The sequence below is a fragment of the Chryseobacterium potabilaquae genome, assembly GCF_902728265.1.
Taxonomy (GTDB): domain Bacteria; phylum Bacteroidota; class Bacteroidia; order Flavobacteriales; family Weeksellaceae; genus Chryseobacterium; species Chryseobacterium potabilaquae.
Genome location: NZ_CACVBR010000045.1, coordinates 1 through 14,854 on the forward strand (window position 1 = coordinate 1; position 14,854 = coordinate 14,854).

Here is a 14,854-nt window from a genome sequence, read left to right on the forward strand (position 1 = left end):
GTTCTTTATTGTATGGTAATGAATTACATTTATTATCTGAAGATATAAAGAAGGATTCAAATTTGATCAGTGATTATCTTTTAGATCATGAAATTAGCCATGTTTATCTTCCTCCTGCCTTATTATCGGTATTACCTCGTAAGGTTTATCCGAGCTTAAAGGCTATTCTGTATGCGGGTGAGCCCTGTGATGAAGAAACGGGAAGATATTGGGGAGAACAGAAGAAACTATATAACTTATATGGTCCTACTGAATCTACGATTTATGCTACATATAGAGAAATAAAAGAAGGCGAAGTACATTTGATAGGGCGTCCTATAGCCAATACTACAACTTATGTATTAGATGGATATTTACGTCCAGTACCAGTGGGAGCTGTAGGAGAGTTGTATATAGGAGGTTCGGGAATATCAAGAGGGTATTTGAATCTTCCAGAACTTACAGAGGAGTGTTTTCTAGTAAATCCTTTTCAGAGTGAAGAGGAGAAGGAGATAGATTATAATGGACGTATATATAAGACAGGAGATTTAGTACGCTATCTTGCTGGTGGGGATATAGAGTATATAGGCAGAAATGACTTCCAGGTTAAAATCAGAGGGTATAGGATAGAGTTAGGAGAGATAGAAAGCGCTTTGTTGAGTTATGAAGGGATTTGTCAAGCAGTAGTGTTGGCGAAGGAGAATAGCTCAGGATTAAAATACTTAGTAGGTTATTATGTATCGGATGCTTCAGTTAATCATGAAGACTTATCTATGCATTTATCTGCTCTTCTTCCGGAATATATGGTTCCTTCTGTGTATGTTCATTTAGAAGAACTTCCTCTTACGATTAATGGAAAGTTAGATCGCAAGGCTTTACCAGAACCTAACTTCACAGGAGATAAGGAGTATATTGCTCCAACAACGCCTCTTGAAAAAGAATTAGCAGAGATCTATGGCGAGGTTTTAGGTTTACCTGTAGAAAGTATCGGTATCCATGATGATTTCTTCCGTTTGGGAGGTAATAGTATTATGGCGATTAGGTTGATTAATAAGATTCAGCATGAGTTAGGAATTCGAATAAAAGTGTCTGATATTTTCCAAGGAAAAACCATTAGATTATTGTCCTCAATTATCAACAAATCTAAACCGGAATACAAACCGCTTGTTTCTCTTAATAATGCAAATACTAAACTTAATATGTTTATGGTTCACCCTGGAGGTGGAGGTAGTGAAGTATACCAATCACTTGCTGATCAATTAGATGGAGATTACCATTGTTACGGAGTAGATTATTATAATTTATATCATGAGGAAAAAATAGATAACCTTAATCATTTGGCTATGTATTATCTTAATCATATTGATGAGATACAAAAGGAGAGTCATCAGGAAGAGTATATTTTATTGGGATGGTCTTTAGGAGGACAAATTGCTTTGGAGATTGCTTCTGAGTTAGAAACTAGAGGTTATAAAAATATTACCGTTTATCTGTTGGATACGATTCTCAAATATTCAGATTCCGAATTGATGAAATTGAATATGTCATGTATATCTGATGAGGACCTCAGCCAACGATTTGATATTCCTATAGATAGTGAGGATTTTATACCTCCTAAAAATGTATTGAGAGCAGAATTTATGCTCGGTGAGCAGAATATTTCTACTCAATTAAGATATACAAAGACTGTGTTATTAAAAGCTATGCTTAAAGATGGTGATGAAAATCAATTGATTGAGGAGTATGTGAAGCAATTAGCTTATAATAATGTAGAGAAAGTAGTTGAAGACGTAAGTATATTGAAGGTATATCCTGTTAATTCATCACATAAGACGATGTTAAAAGAGGAACAATCTATTATAAATATTATTAGGGATCACTCAAATAATGAATAGTATTGTTTTGGAATACCATGTAAACAAAAAACGTATAATTAAATTCCATTTAACGTATGTCTGTTAAAAGTTATGGCTTGGATTTATAATCTGAGCCTTACTTTTTAAAATAAAATACTTGTTGATAAACAATTATTATAATATGAAGTTAGTGAGACACTACCATTAATAAAAGAACCTCTGCTAATGCAGAGGTTCTTTTATTAATGGTATTAACTATAGTTATTTTTTATTACAGACAGCATCAAATAATGGTTCCATATCAGAATCAGGAGATATATCTGTCCATTCTGAAAACTTGTTGTTAGACTTAGCTTTATTTTTACTTACATTAGCAGTCATTCGATACTCTTTTTTATCACAATTTATTTCCCAATTATCCACAGAAGTTTTACCGGATTTGTATATCCAAGCACCTAGTCTGTTTCTAGTTTTTCTGGGAGGAGTAATTGTTTTTACAGAAAAGCTATACATATTTGCTGAACCTTCTATTTTTTTAACATCTTTAATATAATAATCGACATTGGATGAAGAATCAATATGTGTCCACTCTGATTGGGCGAATGCACTTTGAGAGAACGCTAAAGCTATAATGATCATTACTATTTTCATACTTTCATATTTTTATATCAGTATTAATCAAAAGGTTTGCCGAAAATTAATTATGCTTTCTATGATATAGAAATTTTGTTTTTAATAGAATATTTAAAATATTGAAATTTAATACGATAAATATTTTTTTGCTATTTAAATTTTTATGATCAAAAAACGGACATGTTATAGTTATATTTTTTTATTTCATAATTTCATTGTAATAGATAGGAAGATCATTGTTTCTATCAAACCCCATGATAATTATTTTGTAATTTTTGGCATCATCATTATTATAGAACTGTACTGTTGTAGATTCGTTGGATTGTTGTTCAATATAGGGATTCCAATAAAGAACTGAGCGAACGTCTTGTGAAATATTTTTAAAACTGTCATTACTATAATCAGGGTTAGGGAAAGGAGTTTCTTTATCATATCCTGTTATGGTTATTTGTTTTAATTGTGTTGATTGTATGGGATCGGAAATTGAGCCTGTACTTCCTCCACGACGGGTATATATAGCAATAGCGCCGTTGGTATTCCCTGCAAAACCTCCAGCAAAATACCCTTTAATTACTTTTACCATAGCAATATCCGATACTGGAATTGATGAAATACTGGATGCATCCACTGGCATTTCATCCAAATAAATTCCAATAGGATTGGATCTAAAACGAGGAATGTAAGTCCCTTGTTCTAATGTGATGGATAATCCGGCAACTCTCCCTTGTAGCCATTGTAGTATGTTCGTATAGGATTGTGCTCCATTATTATCATTCACAAAATCAAATACAGACTCATTGCCGCTTTTAAATAAAGGACCACTAAGTTGTGCGTTGAGTTTTTTTGTCAAATTTTTCTTTTGTCCCTTGATTTTAACCTCTTCAATATTTGTTATTTTTTCATTAATAATTTTTGAAATACTTTTAGTAGTAACATATCGTGTAATTTCTACAGGTAATTGATCTTTTTCTAACCGTTTTGATAAATTAAAGTGGCTTGAAGGTAAGTTCCCTAAATATGAGATAAAGGAATAATTGGGCTGAAGAAAAACTTGAACTTGCTCTTTTGGAACTTTTTTTTCCTCATTTAATTGGTATGAAAATTTTATAGAGTCTTCAAATACTAAACCATTGAGGTTGAAAAAACCATTCGTATCTGTTTTTACTTGATAAAATTTAGTTCCATGGTTAGGCATTTCAAACACAAGATTTAAATCTGTATTAGCAGCTGGCTTTCCCTGTATTGATACCTTTCCTTTATAAGAAATATAAGGCTCAGGCTTATATTTTATCGTAGGATAATTGCCGGATAAGAGCAGTTTCCAGTCAAATCGAGTCCATTTTTCAGAAAGTAATAGGGCATCTAACGCATCAGGATTACTTCCTTTTTTAAAATATTGAGCGGGAGAATATATTTCTGAATGAATATCACCAGTAAGCCATACAGAACTTAAAAGACTATTTTCATCCTCAGAGCTTTCACTCTTACCATCGAGAACCAAAACTGTATAACTAGATTCTTCGGTCCCTTTTATAGTAAAAGAGTTGGAAGATCGTGAAGATTCACTCAAAGATAAAGATTGTAAGCTTGGTTTCTTTATTTTCAAAAGTTCAGGTTGTACGAAACAAAGTCTCTGGGCAATTACATTCTCTTTCTCATCAAACACAGTTAGTTGTAAAATTCCATTAACTAATTTTTCTGTAGGAATAGAATAATTTTGATCTGATGATGATATCCGTGCTTTATATACGAGCTGATTATTGATAGTTCCAAGAATTTTATAGCTTTGAGCTTCTTGTATGTTTTTTGATTTTAAAGTAAAAGTAATAGCTTCTGCTTTACTTACCACTTGTAGATGTATGCCTGAAGAAGAGGAAGAAGGGAGGTCAATATTTTGTTTTTTTCCTTTGTCATCTTCTACAATAAGCTGGTATTTTTTGCCGGATTGAGGAGTAAATTTAAATAATCCCGTGTTTTCATCCAATCCTTTAAAAGTGACAAGTTTATTATTGGGTTTCTCTGTCTCAATAATATAGCCACCCCAATTGGTAGGATAACTCCCTTTGGATTTGATTCTTACAGCAAATTTGGTGTTAATTCCTTCTATGAAAGTTCCACTTTCAGGATATAATGAAGCAGACCAAGAAGAAATAGTATCCTTTGTTAATTTCTCAGGAGAAGAAGGATTATAAATTTCAATAGGTTGAATGGATTGAAAGTCTTCATTGAAATTAGTCATCCACGCAGTATACGCCCTCATATAGTATACATCTTCTTTTAAGTTTTCAGAAAGAGTAAAACTACCACTTCCTTCTCCATTAAGTAATGGAATTAGTTTTTTATCTATTTGTTTTTTATTACTATCATATAATTCAACAAAAAGGCTCGTGGAGATTTGAGAAGGAGAATATCCATCAAAAACAAAAGACTTAAACCATAGATTATCTCCTGCGAGATAATTTTTTTTATCAAGTACGATATGTATTTTTTCTTGTGGAAACTTTTCTGCAAATGTTTTCAAAGCAGATTCAGCTTTGTCTTGTGCAATAAAGTAAGGAGAAGTACTTAAAGCAGCAAATAATAAAAGTTTTTTTGGCATGTATAGTTTTTATAAATTAATGTTTTTAATGGTTAAAATTACGTATTTTACCTTGTTATTCATAAATTTGAATTTATTGTATGTTATAAATGATGCTAAGTATCTGTATTTTTGTTGTATTTAACGGACTAAGTTTAGGGGTTTTTGGTCTAGATAAATACCGCTCTATTCGACATCAAAGAAGGATTTCTGAATCTTTTTTGCTGACAATAACTTTTTTTGGAGGAACCATAGGTGCTTTATTAGGAATGTTGATTTTCAGACATAAAGTTGCTAAACTATCTTTTATTTTGAAGATAATTTTAGTCATTTTATTGCAAGTAATGATCTTGTATGGTTTGTATAGATTAGGTCTTTTTTCTGTGAAAAATATTTCAATACTATTTAGAAATTGAATTGATCTTCATGTATAAGGGGTTATTCTTAAAAAAACAAAAACCAGAATAATGAAAATGAAATAAGGAGTTTAGCTTCTTAATTTATTAATTTGAAAGGTGGGTTTTAGGGAGTTAGAATGAGTTGATGTTATAATTTACTCATTATGAATTTATTAATTAATCAAACTTCTAATAAATATTTGATTAAAAATCACTATTTTTGCACCCGTAAAAATCTTATAATGCAAAACATTAGAAATATTGCGATTATCGCACACGTTGACCATGGGAAAACGACTTTGGTTGACAAAATCATTCACGCTACCAATATTTTCAGAGAAAATCAGGAAAGTGGAGAGTTAATTATGGATAATAACGACCTTGAAAGAGAAAGAGGAATCACGATTTTATCCAAAAATATTTCTGTTACTTATAAAGACACTAAAATTAACGTAATTGATACACCGGGTCACGCCGATTTTGGTGGAGAAGTAGAAAGGGTTTTGAAAATGGCAGATGGTGTTTTATTATTGGTTGATGCTTTTGAAGGACCAATGCCACAAACTCGTTTCGTTTTGCATAAGGCATTACAACTAGGATTAAAACCAATCGTTGTTATTAATAAAGTAGATAAAGAAAACTGCCGTCCTGATGAAGTTCATGATAAAGTTTTTGATCTTTTCTTTGCGTTAGATGCAACAGAAGAGCAGCTAGATTTTCCTACTTATTATGGATCTTCAAAACAAGGATGGTTTAATACGACATTAGAACCAACAGATAATATTTTACCAATTCTTGACGGAGTTCTGCAACATGTTCCCGCTCCAAAAGTAGAAGAAGGAAACCTTCAAATGCAAGTAACTTCTTTAGATTACTCATCTTTCCTAGGAAGAATCGCGATCGGAAAAGTGATAAGAGGTTCTTTGAAAGAAAGTCAGTGGATTGGCCTTGCTCAGGAAGGAGACAAAATTGTAAAAGGAAAAGTAAAAGAATTATATATTTTTGAAGGATTAGGAAAGAAAAAAGTAACAGAAGTCCAAGCTGGTGATATTTGTGCAGTCGTTGGATTTGATGCTTTCCAAATTGGAGATACTTTTGTGGACCTTGAAAATCCAGAACCATTAGAAAGATTGGCAATTGATGAGCCTACGTTGAATATGACGTTCTCTATCAATAACTCTCCATTTTTCGGAAAAGATGGTAAATATGTTACTTCTAATCATTTGAAAGATAGATTAGAAAAAGAATTAGAAAAAAATCTTGCTTTAAGAGTTCAGCAGACTGATGATGCAAATACCTTTCTTGTCTTTGGTAGAGGTATCCTTCACTTATCCGTTTTGATCGAAACCATGAGAAGAGAAGGATATGAAATGACAATCGGTCAACCACAGGTTATTCTTAGGGAAATTGATGGTGAAAAATGTGAACCATATGAAACAATGGTGGTTGATGTTCCGGATGAGTTTGCATCAAGAGTAATTGATCTAGCTACACAAAGAAAAGGAGATTTGTTGATCATGGAAACGAAAGGTGAAATGCAACATATGGAATTTGATATCCCTTCAAGAGGATTAATTGGGCTTCGTTCTCAGATGTTAACAGCAACTGCAGGTGAAGCAATTATGGCTCATAGATTTTCAGAATATAAAGCATTCAAAGGGCAAATTCCTGGAAGAAGCAATGGTGTTTTAATCAGTAAAACTCAAGGTCCTGCTACAGAATATTCTATCGCTAAATTACAGGATAGAGGTAAATTCTTTGTAGATCCAGGAGAGGAAATATATGCAGGTATGATTATCGGTGAACAAAACAAACCAGGAGATCTAGTAGTAAATATTGTAGAAGCAAAACAATTGAATAATATGAGAGCTTCTGGTAAAGATAAAGATACGGGAGTAGCTCCAAAAATCTTATTCTCTCTTGAGGAATGTATGGAATATATCCAAGGCGATGAAGCTATCGAGGTGACTCCGAATTTCATCAGAATGAGAAAAAAACTACTTTCTGAGGAAGATAGAAAACGTGCTGAAAGAACAGCAAAATAAGAATAAATTTCTGACTTAAAATAAGTTATAAAATAGCCTCGAATTTTTCGAGGCTATTTTGATGAAAAAAGATAGAAAATGTTTATTTTTCAGGATTATATTTACATTTTAATATCTATTTGAGATTGTTTTAGGTTATGAAAATCAATAAATTAAGATTGGTATTTTTATCAGGTATTATGGCAGCATATATGACCTCTTGCTCTGTTCAGCATAATACAGTAAAATCAACAAAATCAACTCCGGCTCCTGCAAAAGGTCAGGTAAAATCTAACAATACATCTAAACCCAAAGAACCAGCTCTTATTACAAAGCCGGTTACAACGAATCAAGTGGAGGAAACTTTCAGAACTAACCTGCCTGAAATTAAAAGAGAATTTCGGGGTGCTTGGATTGCTAGTGTTGCTAATATCAATTGGCCTTCAAGAAATGATTTAACAGTTGATCAACAAAAGGCGGAAGCTATCAATATGCTGGATATGTTGAAAGAGAATAATTTTAATGCAGTGATTTTTCAGGTAAGACCTTCAGCAGACGCATTATATACTAGTAATATTGAGCCATGGTCCTATTTTTTAACCGGGGAAACGGGTAGAGCTCCCTACCCAAATTATGATCCTTTGCAATTCTGGATTGATGAATCTCACAAAAGAGGATTAGAACTTCATGTTTGGCTGAATCCTTATAGAGCCCATCATACGAATGGAGGTACTGTAAGTAGTTTATCTATGGTTAATAAGCTTTCCGATATAGTTGTCAGATTAAAAAATGGGATGTATTGGTTTGATCCCGCTAATCCAAAAACACAAGGACACGTATCTAATATAGTGAAAGATATTGTTAAAAGATACGATATTGATGCTGTACACTTTGATGATTATTTCTATCCTTATGCGACCTATAATAAAGGGAGAGATTTTCCAGATGATATATCTTGGAATGAATATCTAAGAAATGGAGGGAATCTATCCAGGGCAGATTGGAGAAGGGATAATGTCAATAAATTTGTAGAGCGTATCTATAAAGAGATCCATGCAGAAAAAAACTATGTGAAATTTGGGATAAGCCCTTTTGGGATTTGGAAACCGGGATACCCGGAAGGAATTGTAGGCTCTTCTCAATACGATGAATTATATGCTGATGCCAAACTATGGTTGAATAAAGGGTGGGTTGATTATTTTTCACCACAATTATATTGGCCTATTGACTCGAAAGGACAAAGTTTTGGAGCATTATTAAACTGGTGGAAATCCGAAAATATAATGAATCGTCATTTATGGCCGGGATTAAATACGGTTGATATCAAAGTGGCTGATCGTCCGGCAGAGATTAAAAATCAGATAGAAATGTCCAGGCAAATTTTAGGAAATGATGTGGGGGAAATTCATTGGAGTATTGCGGGCTTAACAAAGAGCGAAGCAATGCTTCCCATTCTAAAAAATGGACCTTATAAAGAAAAAGCACTGATGCCTAAAACACCATGGATTAAAAATGAACCTTTAGAAATGCCTACATTATTTATAGCCGACAATAAAAGTTTTATTCAGGCAAGTTGGAGTATCAAAAACAGTAAAGATGTTTTTCAGTGGGTTCTTTTTAAACAATATAATGGAGTATGGGAGACTGAAATAGTAACCTTGGATAATCTTTCTCGTGAAATTCCCAAATTTAAAGAGGGTAAAACGCTAAATGCTGTAGCAATTAAAGCAATTGATAGGCTCGGAAACGAAAGTGATTATATGGCGAAGAAGATAAAATAAGATGTAAATAAAAGGTTCTAGCATCCTATTTTTTGTTTGGAAATAGATAAAAACCGGTTTAATACGAACTGGTTTTATTTTATAATTAATATAAATTATTCATTTAAGATATTGATTTTTAGTTATGTTTGATTGTTGTTGTGGGATTTTGATTTATATTTTTAATGTATCGGAATCATTTTTGCATCATTAACTCATAATCACCAAAAATATTAATTATGAATACGAATAGACTTTCCATGATTATGGAAAAAGCGCTTAGTAATCAAATGAACAAAGAAATTCACGCGTCTCATATTTTTTTGTCCTATGGAATCTGGGCCGATGATAAAGGATATCAAGGAATTGCCAATTTTCTATATAGACATGCGCAAGAAGAAAGAAATCATTCGATTAAGTTCATGGAATATATTCTTAATAGAGGAGGGAAGCCAAAGGTGGAAGCCATTCCCGCACCTCCCAATGATCCTGAGTCCTTAACAGATTGTTTTGATGGTGTTTTTAAACATGAAGTAGATAATACGACAGCCATTTACAAAATTGTTGATTTATCATTAGAGGAAAAAGATTGGGCTACTTGGAATTTTATGCAATGGTTCGTACAAGAACAGATTGAAGAAGAAACTCTTGCTCAGAATTTAATTGATAAATTAAAAATTGCGGGAGGAGACCGTGCAACTGATGAATCTTTATTTACTTTAGATAAGACATTATCAGAAGCACCTAATGAAGTACCTTTAGCCCAAGAAGCTACAGGATATAATCCATAAATTGGAAGATTTTTATCATAAAAATTCGTTAATTCTTTTAGCGGATTTTTTTTATTATGAAACTCTTTTTAAAATTACTATCTTTGCAAGCTCATAATTCAAGGTTTATATTTCAAGCATGAAAATTTGAATCTATAAATAAATCTTTGAATTTAACCAAACATTAAACTTTGAATCAAACATTATGAAATGTGGAATTGTAGGCTTGCCAAATGTAGGTAAATCAACTCTTTTTAACTGTTTAAGCAATGCCAAAGCTCAATCAGCAAATTATCCTTTCTGTACTATAGAACCTAATTTGGGAACTGTTTCAGTGCCGGATCATAGGTTATTTGAATTGGAGAAATTAGTAAAACCAGAAAGAGTTTTGCCTGCAGTTGTTGAGATTGTAGACATCGCAGGTCTTGTAAAAGGAGCGAGCAAAGGAGAAGGTTTAGGAAATCAATTCTTAGCAAATATTAGGGAATGTGAAGCAATTATACACGTTTTAAGATGTTTTGATAATGGAAACATTGTTCATGTTGAAGGTTCTGTTGATCCATTAAGGGATAAAGAAATTATTGATATTGAACTTCAGCTTAAAGATCTTGAAACAGTAAGTAAAGCGGTTGAAAAAGCTAAAAAATTCATTAAATCCGGAAAAAAAGAAGATATTTTAACGTATGAAACGCTACAAAATCTTCAGAAGTTCTTAGAAGATGGAAAAAATGCAAGAGAATTTGCAATGGATGAGGTTACAAAATCTATTATCAGTGAGGTTCAATTGTTAACAAATAAACCAGTTCTATATGTTTGTAATGTGGATGAAAATTCAATTAAAAATGGAAATGAATGGATTGGGAAAATTGAGGAAATGGCTAAAAATGAAGGAGCTGAAGTTGTGGTATTAGCGGCTCAAATTGAAGCTGATATCAATGAATTGGACACTTTTGAAGAAAGGCAAATCTTCCTTGAAGAGTTAGGACTTGAAGAGCCAGGTGTTAATCGTTTGATTAGAAAAGCATATGATTTATTAAAACTTCAAACTTATTTTACTGCAGGAGTTAAAGAAGTTAGAGCCTGGACAATTGGAAAAGGATGGACAGCTCCCCAAGCAGCAGGTGTTATTCATACCGATTTCGAGAAAGGCTTTATTCGTGCTGAAGTTATTAAATATAATGATTATGTGAATTTTGGCTCAGAAGGTAAAGTAAAAGAAGCAGGAAAGCTTTCCGTGGAAGGTAAAGAATATGTTGTGCAAGATGGGGATATCATGCATTTCAGATTCAACGTATAAGAAATATTAAAGTTAGTTATAATTAAAAAGCACTCTTCAATATATTGGGAGTGCTTTTTGCATATAAAAATTCGGCTTATGTTATATAAGCCGATATTTTGAAAATATTTAACAGAAGGATGATTCCTAAATGTTCATTGGATTTAGATAGATTTATTAATGAATGTAATCACCTATTCAAGACTTAATGACAAAAATATTAAATTATTTCAAATATATCACTATTGTGAGATAAATTTAATGAAAATAAAAAATGAATGCGATATGAGCATAAATAACTTGTATATTTGAATTTTACAAATTGTTAGCCATGGAAAAAATTCCACATACCTCTCTAGATGATTTTTACAAAGAAATCACGGCTAAGCTAGGAAAAGATCTTGAAAGTATTTTTCCAAAAGGTCTTCATAAAGATATTGGACATTTTAATGTTTTTGATATTGCACAAACTATCGAAAAAGCAAAGTCCACATCCGAAATGCCCTATAATAGAAGGAAATATTATAAAATTAGTTTGATTAGAGGTAAAAATAGAGCAGAATATGCAGATAAGGTGATATCCATACAAAAAAACGCTTTGCTGTTTGCGACTCCTAAGGTTCCCTATCATTGGGTTCCGGAAGATCTTAACCAATCAGGAAGTTTTTGTGTATTTACGGAGGACTTTTTTATGAAAGGAAAATCCTATAATACAATTGAAGATTTACCCATTTTTCAACCAGGTAATATTCCAATATTTGAAATAGAAGATGAAATGGCTGATGAGATAGAAGATATTTTTAAAAAGATCAAAACTGAAATTATTTCCGATTATATCTTTAAATATGATCTTATAAGAAATTATGTTTTGGAGCTGATTCATTACGGCCAAAAATTGCAACCAGCTACAAAATTATCTGCTTCAAATGATTCATCGTTACGAGTCGTATCATTGTTTATTGAATTATTAGAAAGGCAATTTCCTATAGAAGCGTTGGATCAGAGGTTACAACTGAAAACCGCAAAAGATTATGCAGACCGATTGGCTGTTCATGTTAACTACTTGAATAAGAAACTGAAAGAAAATATAGGAAAGACAACAACAGAAATTATTGCTGATAGAGTTATTCAAGAATCTAAAATATTACTAAAACAAACCAATTGGAATATCTCAGAAATTTCTTACGCTTTGGGATTTGAAGAAATTGCTCATTTTTCAAACTTCTTTAAAAAGAAAACCTCATTAGCCCCCGTAGAATTTCGGTCCTGATTTGAATTTTGCAAATTTTAGTTTGATTAAAGCAACTACTTGTGTGTTAAAATGAAGGAACTTTGTGATATCAAAAGACAATCAAAATGGAAACAAAAACAAAAATTGCATTAATTACAGGAGGGAGTCGTGGATTAGGGAAAAATATGGCACATAAAATAGCTCAAAAAGGCCTTGATGTAATTATCACTTATAAAAGCAATAAAGAAGAGGCAGAATCGGTAGTAAATGAAATAAAAGCATTAGGAAGAAATGCGATTGCCTATCATTTGGATACAAAAGATATAAAAAGCTTTAATTCTTTTGCAAAAAATGTGGGTGATTATCTTGAAGAAAACACAGGAAAAAGAAATCTTGACTATTTAATCAATAATGCAGGAACAGCACTATATTCTCCACTTTTAGAGGTTACGGAAGAACAATTGGATGATATGGTGGATATTCATTTTAAAGGAGTATTTTTCTTAACTCAAACATTTTTACCATTGATCAATGAGGGAGGAGGTATTATTAATATTTCTTCCGGGTTGGCAAGGTTTGCATTACCTGGATCCTCGGTGTATGGATCTATCAAAGCAGGTGTTGAAATGCTCACAAAATACATGGCAAAAGAGTTAGGATCAAGAAAAATTAAAGTGAATGTTGTTGCTCCCGGAGCTATTGAAACAGATTTCGGAGGAGGAAGAACAAGAGATGATAAAAATGTAAATGCAACTATTGCTGGTGCTACAGCGTTAGGAAGAGCAGGACTTCCGGATGATATTGGTGGGGTAGTGGCTTTTTTGTGTACGGAAGAAGCCCGTTGGATTAATGGACAAAGAATTGAAGTTTCGGGAGGGATGTTTTTATAAAAATATAACAAAAAAGATAGCGACTTAAGCTATCTTTTTTGTTACAAATAATAATATTTAATGCTCATCAATAATATCGAGTATTTAGAACTTGGATAAATTTTCAATAGCTCTTTCCAGAGTTTCTCTTTTTTTTGCAAAACAGAGTCGGATAACATGTTCATTACGTTTATTTTTATAAAATGAAGAAAAAGGAACACTGGCAACTTTGTGTTGAATGGTGAGTTCACGAGCAAAGTCAAGATCATTTTTATCGGAAATTTTATTGTATTTTAATGCTTGAAAATAAGTCCCTTCACAATCTAATAACTCAAAAGATGTGCTAGAAAGTCCCTCTCTTAAAAAATCTCTTTTTTCTTGAAAGAACTGATTGAGTTGTTGATAATGATGTTCATTTTTCATATATTCCGCTAAAGCGAGTTGAATGGGGGTATTTACTGAAAATACATTAAACTGATGTACTTTTCGGAATTCATCAGTTAGGTTTTTAGGCGCTGCGCAATATCCTACTTTCCATCCTGTAACATGGAATAATTTACCAAAAGAAGCTACTAAGAGACTTCTTTTTGCTAATTCAGGGTATCTGCAAATGCTTAAATGTTGCTTGTTATCATATACTATATTTTCATAGACTTCATCACTTAAAATTAAAATTGATGTCCCTTTTACAATAGAAATTAACTCTTGAATGTCTTTATCTTTTAAAATCTTTCCAGAAGGATTATTAGGGTTATTGAGAATAATCATTTTTGTGTTGTCATTGACTAACTCTTTTACAGTTTTCCAATTGATTTCATAGTCTGGAGCCGTCATTTCAAAACGTTTTACAATACCTCCAAAAAGTTCAACAGTAGGCTCATAACAATCATAGGCCGGTTCAAAAATAATAACTTCATCATCTTTTTTAATGAATGTAGCAATTGTGGTAAAAATGGCTTGTGTTCCCCCTGCCGTAATGGTAATTTCAGAATCCGGATGATAATTGAATTGGTGAGTGTTTTCAATTTTTTGGGCAATTTGTTCTTTTAGATTGATCATTCCACCCATGGGGGCGTATTGATTGAATCCTTTTTTTATAAAAAGATCTACATAATCTAAAAGTTCTGAATCTGGCATAAAATCAGGAAAACCTTGAGAGAGATTAATAGCTTCATTTTCATTAGACAATTGTGTCATTTGACTGAAAATTGTTGTTCCTACATTGGAAAGTTTTGACAAAGGAAGTTGTATCATTAAAACACATTTTTACTAATGTCGAATTTAATAATTTATTTACAAAAATGAGAGTTCACAAAAGAAGGAATCGTTATTTTATGAATATTTTAGCGTTGTTTAATTATTTTATATAATTTTAAATATTCACTCTCCATAACAGCGATCAAATAAATTATAGATTGAAAATATAAAAATAGATCTTAAAATTCGGATAATTTTGTTCAATTTTGTACTTTTGTGTGTT

Annotated in this window: 11 protein-coding genes; 8 read left to right on the forward strand and 3 right to left on the reverse strand. The window is 32.1% G+C overall.

From position 1 onward, the window contains the following. Nucleotides 1-1,874, forward strand: a 1,874-nt coding sequence (locus CHRY9293_RS16205; protein ID WP_162033939.1) for a non-ribosomal peptide synthetase family protein, incomplete at its 5' end; no start/stop codon positions are given. Nucleotides 1,875-2,096: 222 nt separating this feature from the next. Here the strand turns inward: CHRY9293_RS16205 and CHRY9293_RS16210 are convergent. Both CHRY9293_RS16210 and CHRY9293_RS16215 read right to left on the reverse strand, forming a co-directional pair. After that, complete coding sequence (locus CHRY9293_RS16210; protein WP_162033940.1) at nt 2,097-2,486, reverse strand: hypothetical protein; 390 nt, start codon at nt 2,484-2,486, stop codon at nt 2,097-2,099. Between the two features lie 181 nt (nt 2,487-2,667). After that, on the reverse strand, nt 2,668-5,067 hold the full coding sequence (locus CHRY9293_RS16215; RefSeq protein ID WP_162033941.1) for a hypothetical protein: 2,400 nt from the start codon (nt 5,065-5,067) through the stop codon (nt 2,668-2,670). 89 nt (nt 5,068-5,156) lie between these two features. On the opposite strand from CHRY9293_RS16215, the gene CHRY9293_RS16220 reads away from it, so the two are divergent. The 7 genes from CHRY9293_RS16220 (at nt 5,157) to CHRY9293_RS16250 (ending at nt 13,395) form a co-directional block, all read left to right on the forward strand. After that, nucleotides 5,157-5,462 (forward strand): DUF1294 domain-containing protein, encoded by a 306-nt coding sequence (locus CHRY9293_RS16220; protein WP_162033942.1) that lies wholly within the window; start codon nt 5,157-5,159, stop codon nt 5,460-5,462. Nucleotides 5,463-5,686: 224 nt separating this feature from the next. Beyond that, a complete protein-coding gene (gene typA / locus CHRY9293_RS16225) occupies nt 5,687-7,489 on the forward strand; it encodes a translational GTPase TypA (RefSeq protein ID WP_162033943.1) in 1,803 nt (600 codons plus the stop codon). Between the two features lie 137 nt (nt 7,490-7,626). Next, entirely contained in the window at nt 7,627-9,249 is a 1,623-nt protein-coding gene (locus CHRY9293_RS16230) for a glycoside hydrolase family 10 protein (RefSeq protein WP_162033944.1), read from the forward strand. Nucleotides 9,250-9,467: 218 nt separating this feature from the next. Continuing rightward, nucleotides 9,468-10,019: a ferritin gene (locus CHRY9293_RS16235; protein ID WP_162033945.1), complete on the forward strand. Its 552-nt coding sequence runs from the start codon at nt 9,468-9,470 to the stop codon at nt 10,017-10,019. Between the two features lie 184 nt (nt 10,020-10,203). Continuing rightward, nucleotides 10,204-11,295, forward strand: coding sequence for a redox-regulated ATPase YchF (ychF, locus tag CHRY9293_RS16240; protein ID WP_162033946.1), 1,092 nt, complete (start codon nt 10,204-10,206; stop codon nt 11,293-11,295). A 310-nt stretch (nt 11,296-11,605) separates the two neighbouring features. Continuing rightward, nucleotides 11,606-12,544, forward strand: a complete 939-nt coding sequence (locus CHRY9293_RS16245) for a helix-turn-helix domain-containing protein (RefSeq protein ID WP_122636679.1) — start codon at nt 11,606-11,608, stop codon at nt 12,542-12,544. A gap of 86 nt (nt 12,545-12,630) precedes the next feature. Then, nucleotides 12,631-13,395, forward strand: a complete 765-nt coding sequence (locus CHRY9293_RS16250; protein WP_162033947.1) for an SDR family NAD(P)-dependent oxidoreductase — start codon at nt 12,631-12,633, stop codon at nt 13,393-13,395. 84 nt (nt 13,396-13,479) lie between these two features. Here the strand turns inward: CHRY9293_RS16250 and CHRY9293_RS16255 are convergent, their stop codons facing one another. Beyond that, a complete protein-coding gene (locus CHRY9293_RS16255; RefSeq protein ID WP_162033948.1) occupies nt 13,480-14,628 on the reverse strand; it encodes a methionine aminotransferase in 1,149 nt (382 codons plus the stop codon). Between the last annotated feature and the right edge of the window lie 226 nt (nt 14,629-14,854).

Coding starts and splice junctions, on each gene's coding strand:
- CHRY9293_RS16230 (WP_162033944.1), top strand. CDS start 7,627: ATGAAAATCAATAAATTAAGATTGGTATTTTTATCAGGTATTATGGCA.
- CHRY9293_RS16255 (WP_162033948.1), bottom strand. CDS start 14,628: ATGATACAACTTCCTTTGTCAAAACTTTCCAATGTAGGAACAACAATT.
- typA (WP_162033943.1), top strand. CDS start 5,687: ATGCAAAACATTAGAAATATTGCGATTATCGCACACGTTGACCATGGG.
- ychF (WP_162033946.1), top strand. CDS start 10,204: ATGAAATGTGGAATTGTAGGCTTGCCAAATGTAGGTAAATCAACTCTT.
- CHRY9293_RS16215 (WP_162033941.1), bottom strand. CDS start 5,067: ATGCCAAAAAAACTTTTATTATTTGCTGCTTTAAGTACTTCTCCTTAC.
- CHRY9293_RS16220 (WP_162033942.1), top strand. CDS start 5,157: ATGATGCTAAGTATCTGTATTTTTGTTGTATTTAACGGACTAAGTTTA.
- CHRY9293_RS16235 (WP_162033945.1), top strand. CDS start 9,468: ATGAATACGAATAGACTTTCCATGATTATGGAAAAAGCGCTTAGTAAT.
- CHRY9293_RS16250 (WP_162033947.1), top strand. CDS start 12,631: ATGGAAACAAAAACAAAAATTGCATTAATTACAGGAGGGAGTCGTGGA.
- CHRY9293_RS16245 (WP_122636679.1), top strand. CDS start 11,606: ATGGAAAAAATTCCACATACCTCTCTAGATGATTTTTACAAAGAAATC.
- CHRY9293_RS16210 (WP_162033940.1), bottom strand. CDS start 2,486: ATGAAAATAGTAATGATCATTATAGCTTTAGCGTTCTCTCAAAGTGCA.